Raw genomic sequence first — 24,603 nt, forward strand, 5'->3', positions numbered from 1 at the left:
AATGCCAGTAAAGCCAAATGCTTTTAAAGCTGCGCTCGCACAGCAACAACTTCGGATAGGGTTGTGGCTCGGCCTTGCCAATGCCTATACGGCTGAGATTGCGGCGGGCGCAGGGTTTGACTGGCTGCTGATCGATGGCGAACATGCTCCCAATGACATTCGCAGCATGCTGGCTCAATTGCAGGCTATCGGCACATCCAGCCATCCTGTGATCCGCTTGCCGATTGGTGAAACCTGGATGATTAAGCAGGTGCTTGATATTGGTGTGCAATCTATACTTGTTCCGATGGTCGAAACGGCAGAACAAGCGAAAGCTCATGCTGACGCAACGCGCTATCCTCCCCATGGGGTGCGAGGCGTGGGCGCTGCACTTGCGCGTGCATCTGCATTTAACCGAACCAATGATTATCTACAAACAGCGGATGAGCAGATTTGCCTATTGGTTCAGGTCGAAAGCAGGCGCGGAATTTCGTCGCTTGATGCAATTTTGAATGTTGATGGCGTCGATGGTGTCTTTATCGGCCCGGCAGATCTGGCAGCAGATCTCGGCTTTCTTGGCCGTCCGGGTGCTCCGGAGGTGCAATCTGTGGTGGAAGATGCCCTTTTGAAAATTGTTGCGTCCGGCAAGGCGGCAGGAATTCTGACCGCCGATAAAAGTCTTGCTCGTCGTTACATTGAACTTGGCGCGACTTTTGTTGCTGTCGGCACAGATGTAGGTTTGCTCTCCACCGCAACATCTGCCCTTGCCGCTGCGTTCAACACAGGCGATGAAGATGTCGTCCGCCAGCGCAATCCCGACACAACATATTAGAACTCGTCACACCTCAACGTTCTTCAGGCGGTTTCTCTTATCAGCTTTCTACCGCGCTTTTTTGCGCGCGGCCTTTCACGACAAGCGAGGCTACAAGCAGAACTGTCGAGAAGACGATCATCGTTGTTGCCGCCGCTGCCAACGTCGGAGTGATCGTGTCGCGTGCTGCCGAGAACATTTCCCTTGGTAATGTTCTTTGACCCGGTCCGGCCAGAAACAGCGTGATGACAATTTCATCAAGCGAGGCTGTGAAGGCAAATAATGCGCCGGATACGATCCCGGGGGATATGATTGGTAGAGTGATTTTTCTAAACGCGTGCAGCGGACGCGCGCCCATACTGGCCGCAGCCCAGAGAAGACGTTGATCAAGTGCGGTCATTGCTGCACCAACCGTGACCACAACAAATGGTGCTGCGAGCGCTGTATGCGCCAGAATGAGACCAATCATGGTCTGTGTCAGGCCAAGCATTGAGAATATAAAATAGATACCCACACCGACAATGACTGCGGGTGCGATGAGTGGCGCCAAAAGCAGTGTTTCAATGAGTTTTCTGCCTCTAACTTTCCCGTTTGCCAGACCTATTGCAGCGGCGGTGCCCAGAATGGTTGACAGCAGGGTGGTCGCCAACGCGATACCGATACTGTTAATCAGTGCTTCCCGCCATGTTGGTGAGGAAATGAAGTCCTGATACCAACGCCACGTAAAACCTTCAAATGGCAGTGCAAGGTAACGTGAGTCGTTAAATGACAGGGGCACGATTACCAGAATAGGCAGAATGAGAAAGCCTAGAACGAGACCGGATATAAGGGCGAGAAGCAGTCGTCCGGGCGAATATTTTTGTACGGCTATCATTGTTATCAACCCAGATTAATTCCGCCGCGTGAGAAACGTCTTTGAAGCGTAAACAACACGGCGGTTATGACGAGAAGGAAGAGGCCAAGCGACGAGGCAAGTCCCCAGTTCAGGGTAGCAGTCGTGAACATCGAGATGTAGTAACCGACCATTTGATCTCCAGGGCTGCCGAGTAGTGCAGGCGTGATATAAAAGCCGATCGTGATGATGAAGACCAGCATTGCACCAGCCATTAAGCCTGGTACGACCTGTGGCAGATAAACCCGGAAGAATGCATATAGCGGACGAGCACCGAGTGAGGCGGCGGCCCGCATAAGACGCGGATCAACAGCCCGCATTGAACCAAGCAGCGGGAAGATAAGAAATGGTAACATGACATGGACCATTGCAATAATGACGCCGGTTCTCGAGAAAAGTAACCCCAGCGGCTGGTCGATAATGCCAAGATTTTGCAGCACTATGTTGATTACACCGCGATCCTGCAACAGCACGATCCATGCAGTGGTGCGAACCAGAATTGATGTCCAAAACGGCAACAGCACGATGATCAGCAGAAAATTTCGTGTCCGGTCTGAGCGCCCTGCGAGAAAGACGCAGAGTGGAAATGCCAGAATGATGCAAACGACTGTGGTGATGGCTGCAATACTGAATGTTCGCATCATCACATCGCGGTAAATAGCGCCCTCCGGGCGCGCTTCTATAATACCGTTGCCATAATCGTGTTTCAGATCAAGAGCGGACAGAATATGATATGTATTAACAGGGCCAGTTGCCCGCTTCATAATCTGCCACGTGCTGAGTTCTTCCCAGCGCTTATCCGTTGCAGCAAGGCGTTCGCGACCACTACCTGGTGCTGCAGTACCAATCTTGCGCTTCGTCCCTGTGAAAAGTTCGCGTGCGCCCGGGTTTTCGTAAGACAAGCGTCGTGAAAGAGAGGCTAAGCGAGCAGGAGCCACGTCCTTGATCTCATCTGCAAGCGTGTCGAAGGCGGATTCAGGTGGAAGGTTTATCCCGTCCCACTGGTCGAGAGCCGTAGCTGTTTTAGGAAGTGCTGTTATCAACTCTGTATCGGAAAAGCTGCGCCACATCACCATACCAAGCGGCACAAGGAAGACGGCAATCATAAAGATCAACAAAGGGGCGATCAGGGCATAGCTACCGAAGCGCTCTCTGGAAAGATTTGTGGCCATGCTGGATCTCTCTGCTCAAGTACCGCGCGTTTCGACCGGATAAAATCGATCGAAACAGCGCAAATATCTGTCTAGTGCCGCCACTTTTATAAGACGGCCTCACACGTATTCGGATGCGATCTAATTAGCCGACCAGGTCGTCCATTTGGCATTCAGTGAATCAATGTTGTCGATCCAGAACGCATCGTCGATTTTTAGCACATTTGCGGCATTGTCCGGTGCAGTCGGCAGGTCGGCGAGAATTTTCTTGTCGATCAGGTCAAGTGCAGCCTTCGATGTTACACCAATTGGTTGATAGGATGGGATTTTTGCCTGATATTCGCCCTTCGACGCAAAATCGAGGAACTCATATGCCGCATCCTTATTAGGGGAGTTTGCAAGAATAACCCAGCTGTCTGTTGTCTGGAGAGATTCGTTCCACACCAGTTTGAATGGCTTCTTATCAACATTGATCGCAGTGGTGACGCGACCATTATATGTCGATGTGGCAGCGACTTCGCCTGAGGCAAGTAACTGCATCGGCTGCGCGCCTGTTTTCCAGAAAACCAGATTAGGCTTGATACGATCAAGTGACTTGAAGGCACGGTCTACGCCTTCCGGTGTTTTAAGTGTTGCATAGACATCTGCAGGGGCAACACCGTCAGCCATTAACGCGATTTCAAGGTTGCCTTTCGGACCCTGACGCAAGGCGCGCTTGCCTGGGAACTTTTCGAGATTGAAGAAATCTGCCCAGTTGGTCGGACCGTCTTTGAAGACCGTAGTGTCATATGCGACCACGAAATTATAGATTGCGGAGCCTACGCCACATGGGCTGACTGCGCCTGCCACATAAGCGTCTTTTCCACCAGCACGATCAAAATCGATCTCCTCAAACAGGCCCTCTGAGCATCCAAGTTCCAGTTCTTCGGATTCAACCTGAACAACGTCCCAGCCGCCATCGCCGGCTTCGGACTTCGTGCGCAAAATACCAATACCACCGTCCCAGGAATCTTCGATCAGCTTTTTGCCCGTCTCCTTGGTGAACGGTTCAAAGATAGCCTTTCGCTGTGCGTCCTGAAAGGTGCCGCCCCATGATGTCACTGTGAGATCACGCGCGATGCTTACGCCCGGCAATCCTAAAACGATTGTCGCGGCAAGAAGGAATCTCCCATTTATGAATGCCATTTTCGGTTCCCTTTATGATATTTACCAGAGCATGGTTTAAAGTTGAGGCGGCTTATATGCGCCCGGTAGTCTGTGTGTGGTGCAGTTGTCGATTAAGGAATAATGACGGAGCTTTCTTCGGGGAATTGCAGTGCGACACGATCGCCGGGCTGCACTTTATCATTTCGTCCGGCAGAATTTTCTTTGACATGAATGACTTGTCCGGCGTCCGTGGTGATGTGAATGCGAAGATGATCGCCATGAAAAATAACCGAAGTTACCTGACCGTGCAGGCCGGTTTCAGAAGCGTGAACGATCCGCACTTCCTCAGGGCGGCTGAAGATGGCGGCTGATTTCCCAATGGTGAGATTGCTAGATGCTATCCCGGAAAGGATCGCGCCATCCCGGGTTCTGACACTCGCACGGCCAGCCGCAATTTCCAGAACTTCGGCATCAACGAGATTGGCCTCACCGACAAAGCCCGCGACAAATCTGTCCGAGGGACGTCTGTAGATCACTTCGGGTGGCGCAATCTGTGCAATTTTTCCCTTATTAAATACTGCGATGCGGTCGGACATGGTGAGTGCTTCATCCTGATCGTGGGTGACATACACAAAGGTGACGCCAAGCCGAGCATGCAGTGACTTCAGCTCCATTTGCATGGTTTCACGCAACGCCTTATCGAGAGCACCAAGCGGCTCATCCATTAGTACGATACGGGGTTCGTAAACCAGTGCGCGCGCAAGAGCGACGCGCTGTTGCTGGCCGCCAGACAGTTGCTGCGGTTTGCGCTCGCCAACGGAAGGAAGTTGAATGAGGTCGAGCATTCGTGTGACAAGCCGATCGCGCTCGGCCTTCGGTATTTTGCGTACAGCCAGAGGAAAGGCGAGATTCTCTGCCACGGTCATATGCGGGAACAAGGCATAGCTCTGAAAGACCACTCCCATGCCTCGATCATAGGGTGCGCGCCGCGTAACATTCTCGCCGTTAATATGGATGTCGCCAGAGTTCGGCTTTTCGAAACCGGCAAGCATCATCAGCGTGGTGGTCTTGCCCGAACCGCTCGGACCGAGAAGTGTCAGAAACTCGCCATTGTAAACGTCGAGATCAAGATCGCTGATCGCTATGTAAGATCCATAATTCTTATTAACGTTGCGAAAGGTCGCGATAATCGACGGTGTAAAAGGCGTTGGATCGCTTCCAGCGGCTAAATCCAAATTGTTGCTTCTCGTATGAGTTCCCAGGGCGACCATCCGTGCATTCCATCCCGTTACGTCGAAGACTTTCCACTTTATATGGAAATAGTTTCATTCAGTGGTTCATACAATTAATGCGTTGTCACGCTGTATGGGCTCAAAATTGGGACTATCCGCATTTTCATATCATTTTCCTGCATAAAGAATTTCATTCAGTGAAATTTCTCTAAAAGAAGTGCCTGCGTTTTGCAGGTTGGTATCGGAAGGCTCTTCGAGAGTATTTCCATTGCCCGATATTTTTGTCAGGTTCAGCTTGCAGTCAAAGATGGGACTAACTTTATTCTTGATAATGTTAACCCAAACCGATGACGTGTTCAATTGATTAATGTTCCGCAATACGGTACCGTGTTTCCTATAACGGTACGGAGATGGTGATTATGAAAAGCAATTCTGCCCGCGAACGCGACATTGAGGGGCATATGCATCCTCAGACAGATGCAAGGATTCATGAGGAAATCGGCCCGATGCTGATCGAAAAAGGCGACGGCATCTACATTGTCGATTCTGAAGGAAATCGATACATCGAGGGCATGGCGGGTCTTTGGTGTGCATCATTGGGCTTCAGTGAGCGTCGTTTGGTGGAGGCTGCATATAAGCAGTCGCTCTCGCTGCCATACCAGCAGATCTTTGCACATCGCGGAAATCAGCCGACGGTTGATCTTGCGCATGCACTTCTGGCCAAGGCGCCGGGATCAATGTCGAAAGTGCTGTTTCAGTGTTCCGGTTCTGAAGCGGTGGATACTGCAATTAAGCTGGTGTGGTATTATCAGGCGGCATTGGGGCGTCCGGAAAAACGGAAGATCATATCCCGTCTGAAAAGCTATCATGGGACGACGATCGCCGCTGCCAGCTTGACTGGTCTGCCAAATATGCACAAAGGATTTGGTATTCCGATTGATGGTTTCATCACGGTTACGGCACCACATGCATATCGCAACGCGAAGCCGGGTGAAAGTGACGAGGAATTTGCCTCCCGACTGGCTGCAGAGCTCGAAGAGACCATTCTTAGTGAGGGACCTGAGACAATCGGCGCGTTCTTTGCAGAACCTGTTATGGGTACCGGCGGTGTTCTTGTTCCACCTGCGACTTATTTTGAAAAAGTGCAGGCTGTCCTCAAGAAATATGATGTGTTGTTCGTTGCCGATGAGGTGATTTGCGGATTTGGTCGTACGGGCGAGTATTGGGGCTCCGATGCCATGGGTATCAAGCCGGATATGCTGACCTGTGCCAAGGGGCTTTCCTCGGCCTATTTCCCAATTTCTGCACTGCTCATCTCCGATGAGATCTATCAGGTGATGGCTGACCGGACCCACGAGTTTGGTGGCTTTGGTCATGGCTTCACCTATGGGGGGCATCCGGTGGGTGCTGCGGTGGCGTTGGAAACCCTTAAAATCTATGAGGAGATGAATATAGCTGCCAAAGTGAAGGCGCTGGAGCCGCAATTTCTGGGAGGGTTGCGCCGTTTCGCTAATCACCCGATCGTTGGTGAAGCTCGTGGGATTGGGCTTATGGGCGCGCTAGAATTTGTTGCTGATAAGGCAACCAAGGCTCCTTTCGATCCGTCGCTGAAAATTGCGCAGCGTGTGTCGGACGCATTGCGTAAACGGGGAGTATTGTTGAGAGCGCTCGGCGATAGTCTCGTTTGCGCTCCGCCACTCATCATCACGCCAGCCGAGATTGATGTTATTTTGAAGGCGCTTGGTGAATCATTGGATGAGGTTGCGTCGTCTCTTTAAATTATCTGTAAATGCCCAATAAAGAGGAGCGCTTTTCGGCGCTCCTTTTCGTTCGTACGACCATGCGCGAAAGCGCATGGTGCGCGGCTGCGAATTAAGCCTGATAGACCTTTTTGCCTGCGAAATATGTAGCTTGAATGCTTACATCTTTGATCTCTGATGGTTCGATTTCAAAAATATCGCGGTCAAGAATTATAAAGTCAGCGCATTTTCCCGCTTCGATTGAACCGGTCTGATCGGAAAAACCGAGGCTCCTGGCGACGTTTATGGTGTAAAGCGGTAGTGCTTCATAGATCGTCAGAGCCTGTTCTGGTCGAAAGGTGCCGGGATAATTGTTGGAAGGGTCCTGACGTGTGATCAGTGCGGCCATTCCGGGCCATGGATTTGGGGATTGGGCAATGGCAGGCCAATCAGTACCGACTGTGACATCGGCGCCTGACGTCAATATATCGCGTATCGACCAAGCATTGCTGCCTCGCTCTTCGCCCAGCAATCTGATGTTGGTTTCCAGTGTTATGTTAGGAAACCAGAGTGGCGGGCAGATGTCTGCAGCCACATTCAATGCCGCGAGGCGCGGAATGTCATTGCAGTCAATGTAGCTTAGATGCGCAATAGAATGCTGTGGGCCGTCTTTGCCATTGTTCTTGCGTACAATCTCAATGGCGTCCAGGGTGTCACGAATCGCCTGATCGCCGATCGCGTGCACTTTTACATGGATGCCCTGAGCATCTAGCGTTTCAATCTGCTTTGCCAGCGCTTCGACCTGAATCATCGAAGACACTAGTTCGCTCATACCACCATATGGTTTTGAAAATGCAGCTGTTAGCGATGCAGGTACACCATCCATGAAGAATTTTACATAATCGACCGCAATATGTGTTGAATTATACTGCGCGCGCTTTTCTACTGCTGGCTGACCTATTCCATCTCTGGCCGGTGTAAGGATAGTGTCCATGGAAATATAGGTTGCTATCCAGGCGTTGAGTTCATTTTTCTCGTCAAGCGCCTTAAAGGTGCTCATAATCACTTCTGATGTCAGGGCCTGGGCAAAACCAACCACTCCGTGTTTGTTGAAGAGCTTGGTTGCATGAAGGGCAGTCAGTCGGCGGTCATCCTCCGACAATGTAGGGCTTGCTTCTTCAAGTAAGGAATACGCTGTTTCCAGAAAAAGCCCTGCTGGGCGGCCATCCGCGTAACGCACGATTGTTCCGCCAGCGACTGCACTATCTTCATTGATACCCGCAATTTTCATGGCGATAGAGTTTGCGAATGCCGTATGGTGGCTCAGGTCGTAAAGCACAGTTGGGTGACCCTGAGAGGCTTTATCCAGTCGTTCTAGCGACGACTCTTCCGCCAGCTGTGGTAACAGTTTTCCGGCGCTCCATCCTCCGCCTATTAGCCATTCGCCCGGCCTTTTATGGCGTACGGCATCGGAGACCGCCGCAATTATCCGATCAAAGTCATGAGATGGTGAAATCTCCAGCTCAAAAAGATCTGATCTTGCGCCTTCAAAGGCGTGGGCATGACCATCAATAAGCCCCGGCAGAATAACGGCGCCTTTCGCGTCGACTATCTTTGTAGACTGGCCAATATGCGGAGCAACGTCTTCGTTGCTACCGATCGCTACAAATCGGCCCTCTGCAATAGCGAAGGCCGATGCCCATGGACGAAGTGCGTCCACGGTGTAGATTTTTGCATTCTTAACAATCGTATCTGCGACACTCATTCTTGATCTAATTCCCCTGTATTTCAATGATTGAAACAAAGTTCCAAGGAAAGGCTATTTTTATAAGACATTCGTCAATAGCTCACATCAGATTGCCCATTATATGATAAATGGGTGATAGTATGGAGGCAGGATAATTTCATTAGATGAAATTCAGTAGCCAGCCCATCTTCAATATCTTCCTTGAATGTTGACGAAGTCTATCAATTGTGTATCGTAATGACAAACGCTGTTTCGTATTGTGTTACATTTTTTGCTCCCTGTACCAACAGGCGCGCAAGCTTTGCAGCCGAAACGGCCAAAACTAAAGGGAACGATTTATGCTGTATTCTCGTCGCCAGTTTCTTGTTGCAGGTGCCGCCACTACTGCTGTTTTATACGGCGGGTTACCAATTCCTGCGCATAGTGAAGCTTCGGGTGTCTTAAACATCGCTGTTTTCCCGGAGCCGACCTCGCTTGTTGCAGGTGTAGGCACAACGGGGCCATCCATGATGGTGATTGGCAATATTTATGACGGCTTGTTGCGGTATGATGAGAATCTACAACCTCTCCCAAACCTCGCGACCGAGTGGAGCATCAGCGATGATCACCTTAGTTATACGTTCAAGCTTAAAGAAGGTGTGAAGTGGCATGATGGTCAGCCGTTTACAGCGGAAGATGTTGTCTTCAGTGTCGACAAATATATGCGCACGCTCGGACCTCGGGTTCGGGTGGTTATGGCAAGTGTTGAGTCAATCAAGGCTGTCGATGACCTGACCGTTGAGTTTAAACTTAAACAGCCGTTCCCCGCTTTTATCGGTATTTTTGATGTCAGTACCCTGCCAATCGTGCCAAAGCATCAGCTCGGTGGGGTCGATCTCAGCAAGCCTGTTCAGGTTCAGCCAATCGGTACGGGCGCGTTCAAATTCGTTGCTTGGGAAAGAGGGGCTTATATCCAGCTCGCTGCCAATGACGATTTTCACGAACCAGGCATGCCAAAAATCAAAAACATTTATTGGCATATCATTCCGGATGCATCGTCACGGGCGGTAGCGTTTGAATCCGGAAAGGTCGATGTCCTGCCCGGTGGCACCATTGAATTTTTTGATGTAACGCGTCTGCAGGAAATGGATGGTGTAACGGTAACGACCAAGGGCTGGGAAAAGCTATGTCCGATCAGCTTTATGTGGATCAATCACCGCAATCCGGTTCTCGCTAATCTCAAGGTCAGACAGGCGTTAATGCATGCGATTAATCGCGATGCGCTGGCTCAAATTGTCTGGCAGGGGTTTGCTCAGCCTGCGACTGGACCATTCAGCCGTGGCACGGCTGGTTATACTGACCAGACGACAAATTATATCTTTGATACAGACAAGGCAAAAGCCCTCCTTGATGAAGCTGGATATAAAGGTGAGACCATTCGTCTTCTACCGCTGCAATTTGGTGAAGTGTGGGTAAGAATGGCTGAAGCAGTCAGGCAAAACCTGCAACAGGCAGGCTTCAAGGTAGAGATGGTCAGTGCCGATGTTCCAACAACGCTGTCGCTGCAGTCGAATTGGGATTTCGATCTTGCTTTCACGCTGATCTATACCAATGGCGATCCAGCATTGGGGGTCTCCAGGAATTACGTTTCCAGCGAGATCAAGAAGGGGTCACCTTTCAATAATGTTGGCGGATATTCTAATGCACGTGTTGATGAATTATTTTCACTCGCCCGTGTAGAGGCAGATCCTGAAAAGCAGAAGCAGCTTTATGCTGAAGTGCAGAAGATATTGGTGGATGACGTCGCTGAGGCATGGTTGCTGGACCTGACCTATCCAACTGTGTATCGAAGCAAAATCAACAGCCCGATCAATACCGGCCTTGGCATCAACGACAGTCTGGCCAGAGCCTCTATATCCTGATCGGAAGTCTGACATGAAATTGTTTCAATTCGTTGCGCAAAGGTTGTTCCTTGGCGTTTTTACACTCGTCATCATCGCGATCATAAATTTTCTTCTCATCCGCGCGGCTCCCGGTGATCCTGCAACCGTCATGGCTGGAGAAGCCGGGGCGGCGGACGAAATATTCATGCAGCAGTTGCGCGAACGCTTCAGTCTGGATGAGCCAATTCTTGTTCAGCTATGGTCTTATCTTGTTAATCTCGCTCATCTCGATCTTGGGATGTCTTATCGACAAAACAAGCCTGTGCTTGAACTGATCCTGGACCGGCTTCCGGCAACATTGTTGTTGACCGGATCTGCATTCATACTTTCGATCGTGATCGGTATCATCATCGGTATGTTTATGAGTGCCAAAGTCGGTTCATGGAAAGATACCGGCATGAGTGTTCTGGTGACCGTTTTCTATGCAACACCGGTTTATTGGCTCGCAATAGTATCGATATTGGTCTTCTCCGTCTGGAACCCATGGTTGCCCGCATTTGGTTACGAAACGATCGGTTCCGGTTATACGGGGCTGGCCAGAGCGGGTGATGTTGCAATGCACATGATTCAGCCGACCGTTGTGCTCGCAACCTTCTATATTGCTATCTACGCCCGAATGACACGTGTAACGATGCTTGAAGTTGCGGGTCAAGATTTTGTGAAGACCGCCCGCGCAAAAGGCTTGTCGCAATCTCGAATTTTACGCAGCCATGTTCTACGCAATGCACTATTGCCTGTTGTTACCCTTGCAGGTCTTCAGGCAGGGGCTATGGTTGGCGGGGCCGTTCTCATCGAGACTGTATTTGCATGGCCAGGAATGGGGCGTTTGCTGTTTGAGGCGCTGACACAGCGCGATTACAGTCTTCTGCTTGGCACCTTCCTTGTGACAGCAGCGCTTGCGATCGTCTTCAACATTATTACCGACGTAATCTATACATTCGTCGATCCGAGGATCGAGCTATGATAAGTCCCGAATTTATTCGCCGTTTCAGACGTAATAGAGGTGCCGTTGCCGGTCTCCTGTTTCTTGTCGCCATGGTGTTTATTGCGGTGTTTGCACCGCTTCTGGTTCAGCACAGTCCTTGGGATATGGTTCAGCGACCATTCCTCAAGCCATTCACCATCAGTGGCATGCCATTGGGTTCTGATGCGCTTGGCCGCGATGTGGCTGCTGGAATTGCTTATGGGGCACGGGTTTCGCTTCTTGTTGGCTTGTCAGCAACGATTGCCAGCTTGTTCATTGGTATCACCGTTGGGGCTGTTGCAGGCTATTACGGCTCATGGGTTGATACGACGCTGATGCGCTTTACGGAAATCTTTCAGGTCATCCCCGGTGTTGCTCTGGCGATTGTTCTGGTCGCAATCTTTCAGCCATCCGTCTACTCAATAGTGGCTGCAATTGCACTGGTCTCCTGGCCTCCCGTCGCGCGACTAGTGCGAAGCGAGTTTCTTACGCTTTCTCAGCGCGAGTTTGTTCAGGCTGCACTGCTGGCGGGTCAATCCAATCTCAGGATCATCGTAACGCAGATACTCCCGAACGCGGCCTCATCAATCATCGTGATGGGTTCGCTTATGGTCGCGACTGCTATTCTACTGGAATCGGCGCTGAGCTTTCTGGGGCTGGGAGATCCGAATATGATGAGCTGGGGTTATATGGTTGGAGCGGCCCGCTCAGCGCTCAGACAGGCATGGTGGGTTGCTGTGTTTCCCGGCATTGCGATTATGATCACTGTGCTTGCACTTAATCTTTTCGGTGAAGGTTTAAGCGATGGTTTAAATACACGGCTGGATGGAAGACTGAAATGAGCAACACTTCACCCATTCTGCAGATTGAAAACCTTTCCATCAGTCTTCCACGCGGCGCCGATCGAAGTTTGGCTGTGGAAGACGTCTCACTTGACGTTCTCGCAGGCCAGACGACCTGTATCGTCGGGGAAAGCGGGTCAGGAAAATCCATGATTGCAAGCGCAGTCATGGGCCTACTTGCTAAGCCGTATGTGGCGCCGGCTGGTGGAAAGATCATTTTTGAAGGCTCTGATATTCTCCACAAGACGGAGGAAGAGTTTCGCAAACTGCGCGGCGTACGACTTGGCATGATCTTTCAGGAGCCTATGACGTCGCTCAACCCGGTCATGCGGATTGGGGAGCAGATTGGCGAAGTTCTGGATGCACATGTTTCTCTGTCCAGGGCCGAAAGACAGGCGCGCATCATCTCATCTCTGCGGGATGTTGGTTTGCCTTCGCCGGAAAAAATTGCCAACAGTTACCCCTTTCGCTTGTCCGGCGGACAGCGTCAGCGTGTAATGATTGCTGCTGCAATGGTTCTGGAGCCAACGCTGCTGATTGCCGATGAGCCGACCACTGCTTTGGATGTGACAACGCAGGCTCAGATCTTGAAGCTTATGCGTGAGATTCAGACCCGCAAAAAAATGGCGATGATCTTTATCACCCATGATTTCGGTGTAGTTGCAGAAATTGCCGATCAGGTCTTAGTTATGAAGCTGGGAAAGGTCGTGGAAAAGGGCGTCGCATCCGAAGTTCTGCGTTCGCCGCAGCACGAATATACGCGCAGCCTGATTGCGGCTATTCCAAAAGGCGCTGCAGATCCAGCAAAAAAGCCTCTGCAAGCAAAGAGTTTGCTTCAGGTGACGTCGCTTAAAAAAATATTCACGATTGGTCGCAGTTTTTTCGGCGAAGCTCATGTGGTGAAAGCAATTGATGATGTTTCCTTTGATCTTAGAAAAGGGGAGACTTTAGGGCTGGTTGGTGAATCAGGCTCGGGAAAATCAACGATTGGCCGTAGCATCGTTGGGCTTCTTCGTGGGGTAACTGGAGAGATGTCTCTCGAAGGAGAAAATGTTCCAAGCGATATCCGTAAACGTTCTTCAGCCTTGCGCGCGCGCATTCAGATGGTCTTTCAGGACCCCTACGCGTCGCTCAATCCGCGTCAGACGATTGCGCAAGCGTTGATTGCTGGGCCCGTTCAAATGGGGATGTCCGGGCAGGATGCGCGTGAACGCGCGGCAGGTCTGCTTGATCGGGTTGGGTTGAAGCGAGATGCGCTGGACCGTTATCCGCACGAGTTTTCCGGTGGGCAGCGACAGAGAGTTGCAATTGCCCGTGCGCTTATTATGCAGCCTGATATTATTGTGGCTGATGAAGCTGTTTCGGCGCTTGATGTCTCCGTTCAGGCTCAGGTTCTGGCTCTATTCAAGGAGGTCAAGGAGAGTTTCGGCCTGACGATGCTGTTCATTACGCATGATCTGCGCGTTGCCGCCGATATTTGCGACCGAATAGCGGTTCTTCAAAACGGAAAACTTGTCGAAATTGGAACTGTTGCGGAAATTATAGCTTCTCCAAAGCAGGATTACACCCGACAACTGATCCAGAGTTCGCCGAATTTCCATACAATGATGAGCAGCTAAAGCGCATTGCGGAAAGCGGGATACTCTTCGCAGGAAATCAGTCCACAGGACTGATTTCTGATCTCGCCACAAATAAAAACAATATGCTTGAACACAAACCGACAGGTCATCCCAGCTCTTTTGTTCTGAACAGGCAACTCTTGAAGATTTTAGCCTTATGTGGATTGAATGGAGAGTGGGGCGCCGTTGCTTTTGAGGGTTCGTCAGATTATCAGAGGTGATTGAGGCAGCGCTTTATTTGAGCATAATTCCTTAAACTTTAAGTAGTGAAGGGTGACATTATACTCCGTATTAAAGCAAATTTAATGTGCCCGGCAGGGTGACATGCGCTTAGGAGGCATGCAGATGTACAGATGTCCGCAGTGTCTGGTTATAGAGGGGAGGCGCTTTTCGTGACTGACAATCAAAAACGTGAAAATGGCGTGAAATCGCTGCATCTTGCCTTTGATGTTTTGGAAGTTGTCGCGTCAGAGGATGGCGAAATTGGCGTCAGCGAACTCGCCGCCAAACTTGGTACGACCAAAGCAACAGTATTTCGTCACCTTCAAACGTTGGTTGAGCGTGGATATCTGGCACAGAACCACGAAACGCAACGCTATCATATGGGTGTGCGTTCCTATCTGCTTGGGCAGGCTGCGGCAGGCCGCATCAGCATCCTTTCCGCATCACAGGAGCCTGCAAAGACATTGCGGGACGAAATCGGAGAAACAGTGGTGGTCTCAACCATTGGTCTTCGCGGCCTGACAGTTCTGATGACACTGCTGGGCAAGTCAAATTTGGAAATAGGCGTTCGGATCGGCAGCGCATTGGAGCTTCACGCAACGGCGCAGGGAAAAATAGGGATTGCCTATGGCGGAAGTGCTCTTCTCACACAACTAAAGCGCAAAGAATTAAGAGCCCTCACGCCCAGCACCATCACCGATGTCAAACAACTCGAAGCGGAATGCCAGACCATTCGAGCCTGTGGCTTTGCCAGTTCACCGAATGAAGATACAGTTGGCATCAACGCAATAGCCGCTCCCATTTTTGATGGGAACTCAAATGCGGTTGGCGCTTTGGCTATCGTCGGATCAATACAGAATATAGGTGTTCCTGTTGTGCCTCAGCAGGTTGATGCAGTCTTACGCGCTGCACAACGCGTATCCTGGTCATTGGGATATAAAGGTACGATTCCCTGAAAATCTACAAGCACTGCCTTTGCATCAAGTTTTCGAAGGTCAACCAACCTTGTTGTAGAAAATAGTTTTCAGGCATCCAGGCAACCTTTGCATGCTCCCTCCGCAATGCCTCCTGGCGATAGATATGCAGACTCATATCTCCGCTCGAGCGACCATGGCCTTCAAGATCAAGATGGACCGCCAGGCTTAGAAGTTCATCAACAAGTGTTGCGTTCAAAATCTGCAAGCTGAGGAGATGCTCGACGCGAAGCGAAGGACAGTATGACGATCTACCGTTGGTGAGAAGTTTAGGCAAATAATAGCCGTATTTGATGATGCGAGTTCTTCGCATGGTGCCAAATTTTCCGAAATGCCTTCAGATCGAGAAGAAGTCAAAGGTGAACACTAGTTCAACGGGCCGGTTCTTCTCTCTCAATAGCCAAGCGTTCCGCTGATATATGGTTGGCAACCAATTTGCCTTACTTAGTATATTCTAAAAACCAGCACGCTCTCTTCCGCGGGCCACGAACACCGATTGCATAGAAAGGCACTCTTGCGCCTTTTGATGGTCGAATGTCCCCTCAACAGAAACGAGGTATGAAGCGGTTCTTCAGAGCTCGATCGCTGCTGTTCCGACGACTTTTGATTGCGTCAGGTGCTAGACCCATGATGTTTTTGAGCTCATCAGCGCAGCATGGGTAGTAATTTGTTTCCGTGTCGTCATTTCAAACGAAACGTCAGGTGCTTAATAGCTGACGATATATAATCTATAAAAATACTAGATTAATTATCAAGGGCTGGTTATGACCGTCAAATCGCGCGAACAGGAGTTCTGGCTGCAAGCAGATGGGGGTTCTGAACCCGCAAATGCTCAAAGACCAGTTCTAAGCAAGCTGCCACAACGGAGGCGCGATATTCGCCCGTCTTTTGTCCTGCAAAGGCTTGGTGCGACGGCAATTTCCGTTCTTGGTTCCGTTTCTTTGGTGTTCTTCCTGATCTTCGCAACCGGTAGCCCCGCTACTCTGCTCGCTGGCGGCCAAGCTACGAAAGACGAGATTGCCGCTTTAAATGCGAGTTATGGCTTTGATCGCCCGCTGATAGAGCAATATGGACAGTTTCTATTTAATTGCCTGCGCGGCGAGTTTCCAAAGTCTCTTCGTTTTGACGTCCCTGCCGTCGATGTCATTGTACCGGCTATACCACTGACATTGTTTCTGGTTTTGACTGCGCTGTTGATCGGTTCAGCATTAGGGCTGATAGCTGGTTATCTTTCAGCCACTTCATCAAGCAGGTTACTGCGTGAAGGACCGCTGGCCCTTCTGACTGTCGTGCAGTCCACGCCTGTGTTCGTGACCGGCATCCTTGCTGTTCTGCTGTTTTCGTTGACGCTCCGATGGCTGCCAACGGGGGGCAGTGGCAGCTTGCGTCATCTCGTTTTGCCTGCGTTGATTTTGTCATTGTTGATTGCACCACCCGTGGCGCGTCTGTTTCGTACCAGTCTCAAACAGCAGCAAGGCGCAGATCACGTGCGCACGGCTTTATCGAAACAGATTTCACTCAGCCGCGTGCGTTTCAGGCACATCGCAATCAATGCCCTTGTTCCTGTGATTGCACTTCTTGGCACACAGACGGGCACTCTGTTGGGTGGTGCTGTCTTGACAGAAACAGTCTTTGGTTGGCCGGGTGTTGGTACGGTTTTAGTAAGTGCAGTTGGTATGAAAGATTACCCAGTCATACTGGCCACAATTGTACTGATCGCCTTGACCGTCAGTCTCTGCAATCTTGTAGCCGATCTTCTCATTGCTGTTGTCGATCCACGTAGTGCGGTGACGAAATGAGCGAGATTTCGAGCCCGGAAATCGTTGATGCCACGGGTGAAATTCCAACGCCAAAACTGGCTTTGCGAGGCAAACTTGGCTTGCTGATCATCATTCTCTGGGTCTTTGGCGCTATATTCGCACCGCTACTTGCACCTTTTGATCCCAATACAAGTGATCTGATGGCGTTTCTACAAGAGCCATCATTTAACAGCGGACACTGGCTCGGAACAGATGATCTTGGACGAGATATTTTAAGTCGGGTCTTTTACGGCGCGAGGCCAGTGCTGCTGGTTGCAACCCTTGCAACGCTTCTTTCCGCTTTCATCGGAAGCGTACTGGGTATTGTCGCAGGATTGACCAATCGTTTGTTAGACCAGTTCATTGCCCGGCTTGCTGAAATTCAGCTGACAATTCCTGGTCTTGTTTTGGCCCTTCTTGCGCTGGCATTGTTTGGTTCAAGGCTTGAGAATTTGATCCTTATTCTGGCACTTGAAAGCTGGCCCCTGCATTTTCGTGTCGCCCGATCCTACACCCTTAATGCGCGAAATCAGGGCTATATGGAAGCCGCATGGCTTGCAGGCGTGCCGTTGTGGAAATCCGTCTTGCGCCACATCGTTCCGGGACTGTTGCCATTGATGATTGCATCGTCAACGATAAGTGCCGCCTTCATCATCATGACAGAAGCTGGTCTGAGCTTCATTGGTTTGGGGATTCAACCGCCAACTTCCGATTGGGGCCTTATGATCGCCCAGGGGAAGTCGCAGCTCGGCGCCGCCTGGTGGCTATCGCTCATGCCTGCGCTTGCTCTGCTCAGCCTTCTCTTTGGCGTGCAGCTTTTAGGCGATGCCCTTTCGGGCCGGCTTTCCGCGCGTGAAACAGGAGCGCAGGCATGACATCCATGAATACACTTTTATGCGTTGAAGGGCTGGTTGTCAGGGCAAGTGGAGAGGCAATTGTTGGTCCGGTGTCATTCACGCTTAATCAAGGCGAAACACTCGGGATCGTTGGCGAATCCGGTTCAGGTAAAACACTGACTGCAATGGCTGTTGGAGGACTTCTATCACAAGGCCTTCATGCTGATGGTCGGGCTTATCTCGATGGCATACCCCTCGCTTTTGGAAGATCTCAACGCGGTCGCGATCTCAGAACGTCACAGATTGGTGTGGTTTTTCAGAACCCGACAACTGCTCTTAATCCGCGGCTGAGCGTTGGCGCTCAGCTGTTTGAAGCCCTATCGCCTACAATGCGCCGCGAAAAGGCCAAGGCTGCCAATATCTGCCTGCAACTTTTGGAGGAGGTGGGTATCAGCGAGCCGGTGAAGAAGCTGACCGCGTGGCCACATGAACTGTCGGGCGGGCTGGCGCAACGCGTTGTTATTGCGATGGCTTTGGCGCGGCAGCCGAAACTGCTTATCGCAGATGAGCCGACGACTGCGCTTGATGTGACAGTTCAAGCGCAAATTCTTGATCTCATTGCCCGGCTGCAAAAACGTCATGAGTTCGGTGTTCTCCTGATTACCCACGACATGGGCGTGATCCGGGATCGAGCGGATAGCGTTGCCGTCATGGATGGCGGGGCGATCGTTGAAAGCGGCGTTACGAATGACCTTTTTGCAAATCCCAGGAGCCGTGCTGCGCGATCACTTCTTAAGGCAAGTAAACTGACTTTTGCGACTGTAGGTGGCACGCTTTACGACGCTGGATCCCAACCTCCACTTGTTGAAGTAAAAGCTCTTCAAAAGACATTTCGCAACGGTCCACGCGCGCTCGATGGCGTCGATATTTTGGTCAAGGCTGGCACGACGCTCGGAATTGTTGGCGAAAGTGGCTCGGGAAAAACTACGCTGGCCCGGATTATTGCCGGGCTGGAGCGCGCAGATGACGGCAATATCCTGATTGACGGTAACGCGCGACCTCCACGGACACGCTCAGACCACGTACAATATGTGTTTCAGGACCCATATTCGTCTCTCGATCCGCGCATAAGCATTTTGGAGACAGTGGCGGAACCTTTGCTTGCGAAAGGGCTTTGCAAAGCTGAAGCCGCGAGGATTTCCAAATGCTTGCTCGAAGAAGTCGGTATTCATCCGTCTTTGTGGCATCGGTTGCCGGGACGCCTATCCGGAGGACAGCGCCAACGTGTCGGTTTCGCACGGGCAATTGCGCCCAGCCCCAAACTTCTCATCGCCGATGAGCCTGTCGCGGCACTCGACTCCACGTCGCGGGAACGCGTGCTTTCCTTGATGGAAGATATGCAGCGTCGGCATGGTACCGCGCAACTGCTCATTTCTCATGATCTCTCAGTCATTGCACGTTTGTGTCGCGAAGTCGTGGTGATGCGTGGCGGTCAAATCGTCGAGCGCGGCGAAACCCGCCGGATCTTTCAGGCACCGGCTCATCCTTATACTCGACAGTTGCTTGCTGCCATTCCCGGCAGAAAGCCTCCTGTCTCTCCCAACTCCTGAATCTGAACACGAAAACTGGAAAAGACACATGTTTATAAAGCGATCATTGCACGCATTGAGATTGATGGGAGCAAGCCTGATTGTCATGTCTGCAACGCTATCGGCGACCCACGCACAAGCACCTGCGGACTATGGCAAGACACATGAATTGGTGGTGGCGTTGCCCTATGCTTTGCAGACCCTTGATCCCGCCGTTGGGGGGAACTTGCGTGGGGATTTGAGCATCATTGCATCGATCTATTCGCCATTGACACGCCTTGATGGTGAAGGAAAACTGGTAGGTGTTCTGGCAAAGAGCTGGAAGCAGGAGTCGGATACGCGTTGGGTGTTCGATCTGCGCGACGACGTGTCTTTCTCCAACAATGTGCCATTTGATGCTTCAGTTGTTAAGTGGAACATCGAGCGAATTCTGTCGTCAGATAAGCCAAGCTGGATCGTATCGTCGATGAAGGCAGTCGATAAGGTTGAAGTCCTTTCACCGCATCAGGTTGCCTTTACACTGAAACAACCCGACATCGAGTTTCCCAAGCGGCTGGCAGGGATTTTCTATCTGGAACCGGAATGGGCCAAGTCACATAATCCAGCGATTGAGGCACTTGGCACCGGCCCTTATAAGTTGGTCAGCTATAATCCCGAGGGCGAAGTTCGCCTTGAAGCAAATGAAAACTATTTCGGCAAGTCAGCAACATTCACCAAGGCGCAGTTCCGCGTTGTTGTGGATGCTGCGGCCAAGATCAATGGCCTGAAATCCGGCGAGATCGATGCCGCAGCTGTTATCGCACCGCAGGATCTCGCACAACTCGAAACCAATGGGAATCTGATAGCAGGTGCGCGTCCAAGCACGCGCGTACAGATCATCCGTTTCAATACCAATATTAAGCCGCTTGATGATGCGCGGGTGCGACGGGCTTTGAACTACGCAATCGACAAGGAAGCCATTACCAAGGCCCTATTCAAAGGATTGGTAAGCCCCGCCAACAGCCAGATCATCACCAGCTTTCATGAGGGTTATAACATAGAGCTGAAGCCGTGGCCTTATGATCCAGCGAAGGCTAAAGCGCTGCTTGCGGAAGCTGGTTATCCGGATGGCTTTGATGTCGAGATGGTGTTTGGCAAAGGCACCTATGTCGGTGGAGAGCAGGCAGCACAAATTATCGCGGCGCAACTAGCAGCCGTTGGCGTGCGGGCGCAGCTCAATATTCTGCCTGCTTCGTCCCATGCCGAGCGCGCGGCATCCGATAAAGCAGCCGGCCTGACTTGGTTTGGTTACGCCGATACGGCCAGCATTGCAGCCGAAACACTGACCTATCTTGGCAGCACGCATTTTCAGACGATTGGACCCGTCCCCGCCGCCTTTGACGAAGCGGTCAAGCAGGCAAAGGGCGCACTAACCAAGGAGGCCGAGCTCGCATCGGTCAAACGTGCAACCGAAGTGGCATCTGATGAAGCACTCGCTGTCTTTCTTTGGGATCTGCCGCAAACCTATGCCTACAGCAAGAAAGTCGTGTGGGACATTCGCCGGGATGACTGGACGCTACCATACGAAATCAAACCTGCTGAATAAGCCATTCTTCCAACCTACCGAGTACAGGAAATACCTATGACCAGTGGTCTGACGAAATACATCCGACACAAGAGAAAGCTGCACGACGCACGACAGGGAAAGCCATCCGGCGCAGGCCAGCTTTCCGCCCGTGTCGTTGCTGAAGGACGCAGCGGAATCCGTCGTCTTTTCATTCGTGATTTTCAGATTATCACCGATGGATCTCCCGCCGGCGGTGGTTTTGATCTTGGTCCGGCCCCGGGTGAATTGCTGATTGGCGCCGTTGCTGGTTGCCTCAATCATGGTTTTCTTATTCAGGCGTCACTGCTCGATATCGAGATTGATGCGCTGGAAGTTGTTGCCGAAGCTGTCAGCAAACCCGGACAAATCGGAACAGGCTCCAACGAGCCCGTTGATCTGGAACTTCGATACACCGCGAAAATCCAATCTCCCGCATCTGACGCCGAGCTGGAAGACCTGCGCCAACGCGTTGAGCTTAACAGCTTTGTTTATAACGTCGTTACCCGCGGCGCTTCGATTGCAGGGCGTCTAGAAAGGATCAGCGTATGACCATTCGAGTTATCGAGACAGATAAGGCAAGTTCCGGCGGTCTGCGTTTCGCGACACGGGCGACTCCTGAGCCTGGTTATGGGGAAGTACTCATCAATGTGACAAACACCTCTTTGAATTTCGGCGAAACTCGACGGGGGGCACGCGGTCTTGAGGCTGATGGCACGGTTCTTGGATGGGATGCGTCCGGTGTGATTGTAGCCGTTGGCCCACAAACCAAAGCGCCACCCATCGGAACATTGGTTGTGACACGTGCCCCACTTGGTGCCTGGGCTGAAAAGCGCGTTGCACATGTAGAAGATATTGCTGTCATTCCGGAGGGTGTAGATCCTGCAGAAGCTGCAACTCTGCCGACAGCAGCTGTCACGGCGCTGGCAACCTTACAACTTGGTGGGCCAATTCTCGGCAAGACGGTGTTGATCACCGGCGCTTCTGGCGGCGTAGGCCGCTTTGCAATTCAGCTTGCACGGCTGGGTGGCGCGCGCGTTATCGCCTCTGTGGGATCAGATGCTAGTGCAACCGGTCTGGGGGAACTTGGCGCGGATCTTGTTGTGACCAGCCTTGATGATGTGAAGGAAGGTATCGATCTGGTGATCGATAATGTCGGTGGGCCGCAGCTCGTGCAGTCCTTCAAACTTCTTAACCGTCATGGAAATGTACAAAGCCTCGGTTGGGCCTCAGGAGAAGACGCCACTTTTGGCAATCTGGGTACGGTTGGTCCGGTTGGGCGCCACATTCATGGCTTCCTGATTTCCGAGTGCCGGGTGGGCTCTTATCTCAAGGCACTGCTGCAATGGCTGGCTGAGGGCAAGCTTAAGACTGAAGTGAAATGGCGTGGTGACTGGAACGAGTTTGACCAGGCGGTTGCGGCCCTTCTTGACCGGCGTTTGCATGGTAAAGCCGTTCTGGATGTGAAACCATGAATGCACATATACAATCCTTCCGGCACACGCAATGGTTCGATCCGCCAATAGAGGCCGACATTCGAGCGCGGGTCGATCAGGTAAAAGCTGAGCTTGCTCCGCATGTGGTAGAGCGGGACCGTAAAGGTTCCGCACCGACTGAGGAGGCAGAACTTCTGCGTTGGTCTCGTCTGCCGGCATTAACGATCGATGATGGTCTGAGGCTGTTTCGGAAAGCTGATAGCCGCCGCGAAGCGATAAAAGCACGATGGCAACATGCCCTTTTTGCGATCCGGGAGATCTCACGCGTCGATTTATCCACCGCAGCTCTTCTCGGTTACAATTATATGCATCTCCTGCGTATTGAGATTGCCGGGCGTGGGCCCGTGTTCTCGAAAGCTGTGGAAGATTCGTTGCGGACACCGACACTTTGGGGCGGTGCCAACAATCCAAACGGTCCTGCGGCAGACTTAAAGCGGGTTGACGGAGGATACATTGCCAATGGAACGAAAAGCTTCGCAACCGCTGCACAAACAGCGGATCGTCTCGTGATTGGCGAAAGCTATCGCTCTGCAGATGGTCTTGAACAACGTCTGACTTTCGTTCTTGATGCATCGACGCCTGGGATTGTCCATGCTGATGACTGGGATGGCATTGGCGCGCGTCGCTCGGCATCAGGCAGTCTGGTATTTGAAAATGTATTTATCCCTGATGACGCGATTTTCAGCAAATCAGCCGCCGATCCTACAAAACGACCCCTCAATGAATCCATAGGCTCGTTGGCCTTTCAGATCATGTTCGTTAATTTTCTCAATGGGACAGCGTTGGGGGCAATTGATACTACCCTGTCGCAACTGCATTTGCGCAAAAACGGTCAAAACTCATCTGTGCCGGACTACATTGCAGACAGTATCGGACGTGCCATAACAACAGCCAACGCGTCCTTTGCCCTTTCAACTGTGGCCAACAAAGCGTTCGGCGAACTGGTCGCAGACATTGACGAAAATCGGCTGACACCGGAACGTCGTGGCGAGATTGCCGATCTCATCTCTCAGGCCAAAGTTGCATCGGACGCGGCATCGCTTTCAGTAACTTCGCGCATTTTTGAGGCCGTTGGCGCGCGTTCTGCGACTTTGAAGCAGGGACTGGATCGCTACTGGCGTGATGTCCGCATCTATACGCTGCATGATCCGGTCGCTGTAAAAATACAGGAAATTGGCAAATATGCCGTCGACCTTGAGCTGGCGACGCCTTCGGCGAACAGTTGATTTTGTTGGAACTTATCCCATAAGGGTCGTTCAGCGTTAAAAGCTGAACGGCCTGTCACGCAAAGAGTGAGCCGATGGACATAAATGCCGCAAAATCCAGACATCCGAAAGAGCGCCGAAAAGGAAGCTGGCGCTTCCTGTTCCGCTCTGACAGTGTTGCACTCAATCTTGTTGCCACAGTCGCGGCGTCAAAAGACAGAACCAAGGGTATTGACCGCTTCTCAGAGCCATCATTGCTGGACAGATGGCTTTGTGAAGCAGAGCTACCGCCGCTCTCAGGTTGTGTGACAGACGAGGAACTCGCAAAAACAAAGGCTTTGCGAGAGGCGATATTTAGGCTGGCCGACAATCGTATCAATCAACGTGAGATTTCGGTGACTGATATTGCTTTGATCAACGCTCATGCCCGTTCAGGTATGCCGGTTTTGCGTATTGCTTGTGACGGCTGCAGCACTGAGCCGCCCGATGCAGCCGAAATGAACGAAATTCTTGGTTTGATTGCGCGTGATGCTATCCAGGTATTTACCGGCCCATATCGCATGCGCATCAAGCAATGCGCTTCGCCTCGCTGTCATGTGATGTTCGTTGATAAGTCGCGGGCTGGCAATCGGGTATGGTGTGCTATGTCTCCGTGCGGGGACCAAGCAAGCGCCCGCGCGTATCGTCGGCGCGTCAAAAAACATAATACTTTAAATCAACGTGGCCAGGATGGAAGCTAGCGAAAATACTGCTCTAAGCTTACCCCTTTTTTCGTAAGCGCTTTGAGCATGTGATTGTGTAGATCACTAGTGGCAGTCATCATCAAAGTAACTTTGACCGGTTCAAACGGGCAATT

Annotated in this window: 20 protein-coding genes; 15 read left to right on the forward strand and 5 right to left on the reverse strand. The window is 51.5% G+C overall.

Features of this window, described 5'->3' with window-relative positions; genetic code table 11:
• Position 1 precedes the first annotated feature (1 nt).
• Positions 2-811 carry a 4-hydroxy-2-oxoheptanedioate aldolase gene (hpaI, locus tag KMS41_20330; protein ID QWK80917.1) on the forward strand — a complete coding sequence of 270 codons (810 nt, stop codon included), beginning with the start codon at positions 2-4 and terminating at the stop codon, positions 809-811.
• Positions 812-851: 40 nt separating this feature from the next.
• Here hpaI and KMS41_20335 read toward each other — a convergent pair whose 3' ends face one another.
• The 4 genes from KMS41_20335 to KMS41_20350 form a co-directional block, all read right to left on the reverse strand.
• On the reverse strand, positions 852-1,664 hold the full coding sequence (locus tag KMS41_20335) for an ABC transporter permease (GenBank protein QWK80918.1): 813 nt from the start codon (positions 1,662-1,664) through the stop codon (positions 852-854).
• A gap of 5 nt (positions 1,665-1,669) precedes the next feature.
• Positions 1,670-2,854, reverse strand: a complete 1,185-nt coding sequence (locus tag KMS41_20340) for an ABC transporter permease (GenBank protein ID QWK80919.1) — start codon at positions 2,852-2,854, stop codon at positions 1,670-1,672.
• A gap of 120 nt (positions 2,855-2,974) precedes the next feature.
• Positions 2,975-4,018, reverse strand: coding sequence for an ABC transporter substrate-binding protein (locus KMS41_20345; protein QWK80920.1), 1,044 nt, complete (start codon positions 4,016-4,018; stop codon positions 2,975-2,977).
• A gap of 92 nt (positions 4,019-4,110) precedes the next feature.
• On the reverse strand, positions 4,111-5,250 hold the full coding sequence (locus tag KMS41_20350; GenBank protein QWK80921.1) for an ABC transporter ATP-binding protein: 1,140 nt from the start codon (positions 5,248-5,250) through the stop codon (positions 4,111-4,113).
• A gap of 380 nt (positions 5,251-5,630) precedes the next feature.
• On the opposite strand from KMS41_20350, the gene KMS41_20355 reads away from it, so the two are divergent.
• Entirely contained in the window at positions 5,631-6,989 is a 1,359-nt protein-coding gene (locus KMS41_20355; GenBank protein ID QWK80922.1) for an aminotransferase class III-fold pyridoxal phosphate-dependent enzyme, read from the forward strand.
• Positions 6,990-7,083: 94 nt separating this feature from the next.
• Here the strand turns inward: KMS41_20355 and KMS41_20360 are convergent, their stop codons facing one another.
• A complete protein-coding gene (locus KMS41_20360; GenBank protein QWK80923.1) occupies positions 7,084-8,715 on the reverse strand; it encodes an amidohydrolase in 1,632 nt (543 codons plus the stop codon).
• A 320-nt stretch (positions 8,716-9,035) separates the two neighbouring features.
• Between KMS41_20360 and KMS41_20365 the strand changes: the two genes are divergently transcribed.
• The 13 genes from KMS41_20365 (at position 9,036) to KMS41_20425 (ending at position 24,487) form a co-directional block, all read left to right on the forward strand.
• Entirely contained in the window at positions 9,036-10,598 is a 1,563-nt protein-coding gene (locus KMS41_20365; GenBank protein QWK80924.1) for an ABC transporter substrate-binding protein, read from the forward strand.
• 19 nt (positions 10,599-10,617) lie between these two features.
• Positions 10,618-11,583 (forward strand): ABC transporter permease, encoded by a 966-nt coding sequence (locus KMS41_20370; protein QWK81134.1) that lies wholly within the window; start codon positions 10,618-10,620, stop codon positions 11,581-11,583.
• Positions 11,580-12,425 carry an ABC transporter permease gene (locus tag KMS41_20375; protein QWK80925.1) on the forward strand — a complete coding sequence of 282 codons (846 nt, stop codon included), beginning with the start codon at positions 11,580-11,582 and terminating at the stop codon, positions 12,423-12,425. Before KMS41_20370 ends, KMS41_20375 begins: the two co-directional genes overlap by 4 nt.
• A complete protein-coding gene (locus KMS41_20380) occupies positions 12,422-14,044 on the forward strand; it encodes an ABC transporter ATP-binding protein (GenBank protein ID QWK80926.1) in 1,623 nt (540 codons plus the stop codon). Before KMS41_20375 ends, KMS41_20380 begins: the two co-directional genes overlap by 4 nt.
• A 392-nt stretch (positions 14,045-14,436) precedes the next feature.
• Positions 14,437-15,222 carry an IclR family transcriptional regulator gene (locus KMS41_20385; GenBank protein ID QWK80927.1) on the forward strand — a complete coding sequence of 262 codons (786 nt, stop codon included), beginning with the start codon at positions 14,437-14,439 and terminating at the stop codon, positions 15,220-15,222.
• Between the two features lie 782 nt (positions 15,223-16,004).
• A complete protein-coding gene (locus tag KMS41_20390; GenBank protein QWK80928.1) occupies positions 16,005-17,039 on the forward strand; it encodes an ABC transporter permease in 1,035 nt (344 codons plus the stop codon).
• Positions 17,036-17,914 carry an ABC transporter permease gene (locus KMS41_20395; protein QWK80929.1) on the forward strand — a complete coding sequence of 293 codons (879 nt, stop codon included), beginning with the start codon at positions 17,036-17,038 and terminating at the stop codon, positions 17,912-17,914. The genes KMS41_20390 and KMS41_20395 overlap by 4 nt, the downstream gene beginning before the upstream one ends.
• Positions 17,911-19,485, forward strand: coding sequence for an ABC transporter ATP-binding protein (locus tag KMS41_20400; protein QWK80930.1), 1,575 nt, complete (start codon positions 17,911-17,913; stop codon positions 19,483-19,485). Before KMS41_20395 ends, KMS41_20400 begins: the two co-directional genes overlap by 4 nt.
• 28 nt (positions 19,486-19,513) lie before the next feature.
• On the forward strand, positions 19,514-21,049 hold the full coding sequence (locus KMS41_20405; protein ID QWK80931.1) for an ABC transporter substrate-binding protein: 1,536 nt from the start codon (positions 19,514-19,516) through the stop codon (positions 21,047-21,049).
• Between the two features lie 36 nt (positions 21,050-21,085).
• Positions 21,086-21,598, forward strand: a complete 513-nt coding sequence (locus KMS41_20410; protein ID QWK80932.1) for an OsmC family protein — start codon at positions 21,086-21,088, stop codon at positions 21,596-21,598.
• A complete protein-coding gene (locus tag KMS41_20415; protein ID QWK80933.1) occupies positions 21,595-22,521 on the forward strand; it encodes a zinc-binding dehydrogenase in 927 nt (308 codons plus the stop codon). The genes KMS41_20410 and KMS41_20415 overlap by 4 nt, the downstream gene beginning before the upstream one ends.
• On the forward strand, positions 22,518-23,768 hold the full coding sequence (locus KMS41_20420) for a hypothetical protein (protein ID QWK80934.1): 1,251 nt from the start codon (positions 22,518-22,520) through the stop codon (positions 23,766-23,768). The genes KMS41_20415 and KMS41_20420 overlap by 4 nt, the downstream gene beginning before the upstream one ends.
• Before the next feature lie 74 nt (positions 23,769-23,842).
• Entirely contained in the window at positions 23,843-24,487 is a 645-nt protein-coding gene (locus KMS41_20425) for a CGNR zinc finger domain-containing protein (protein QWK80935.1), read from the forward strand.
• Positions 24,488-24,603 lie beyond the last annotated feature (116 nt).

The organism is Ochrobactrum sp. BTU1, assembly GCA_018798825.1.
GTDB lineage: Bacteria > Pseudomonadota > Alphaproteobacteria > Rhizobiales > Rhizobiaceae > Brucella.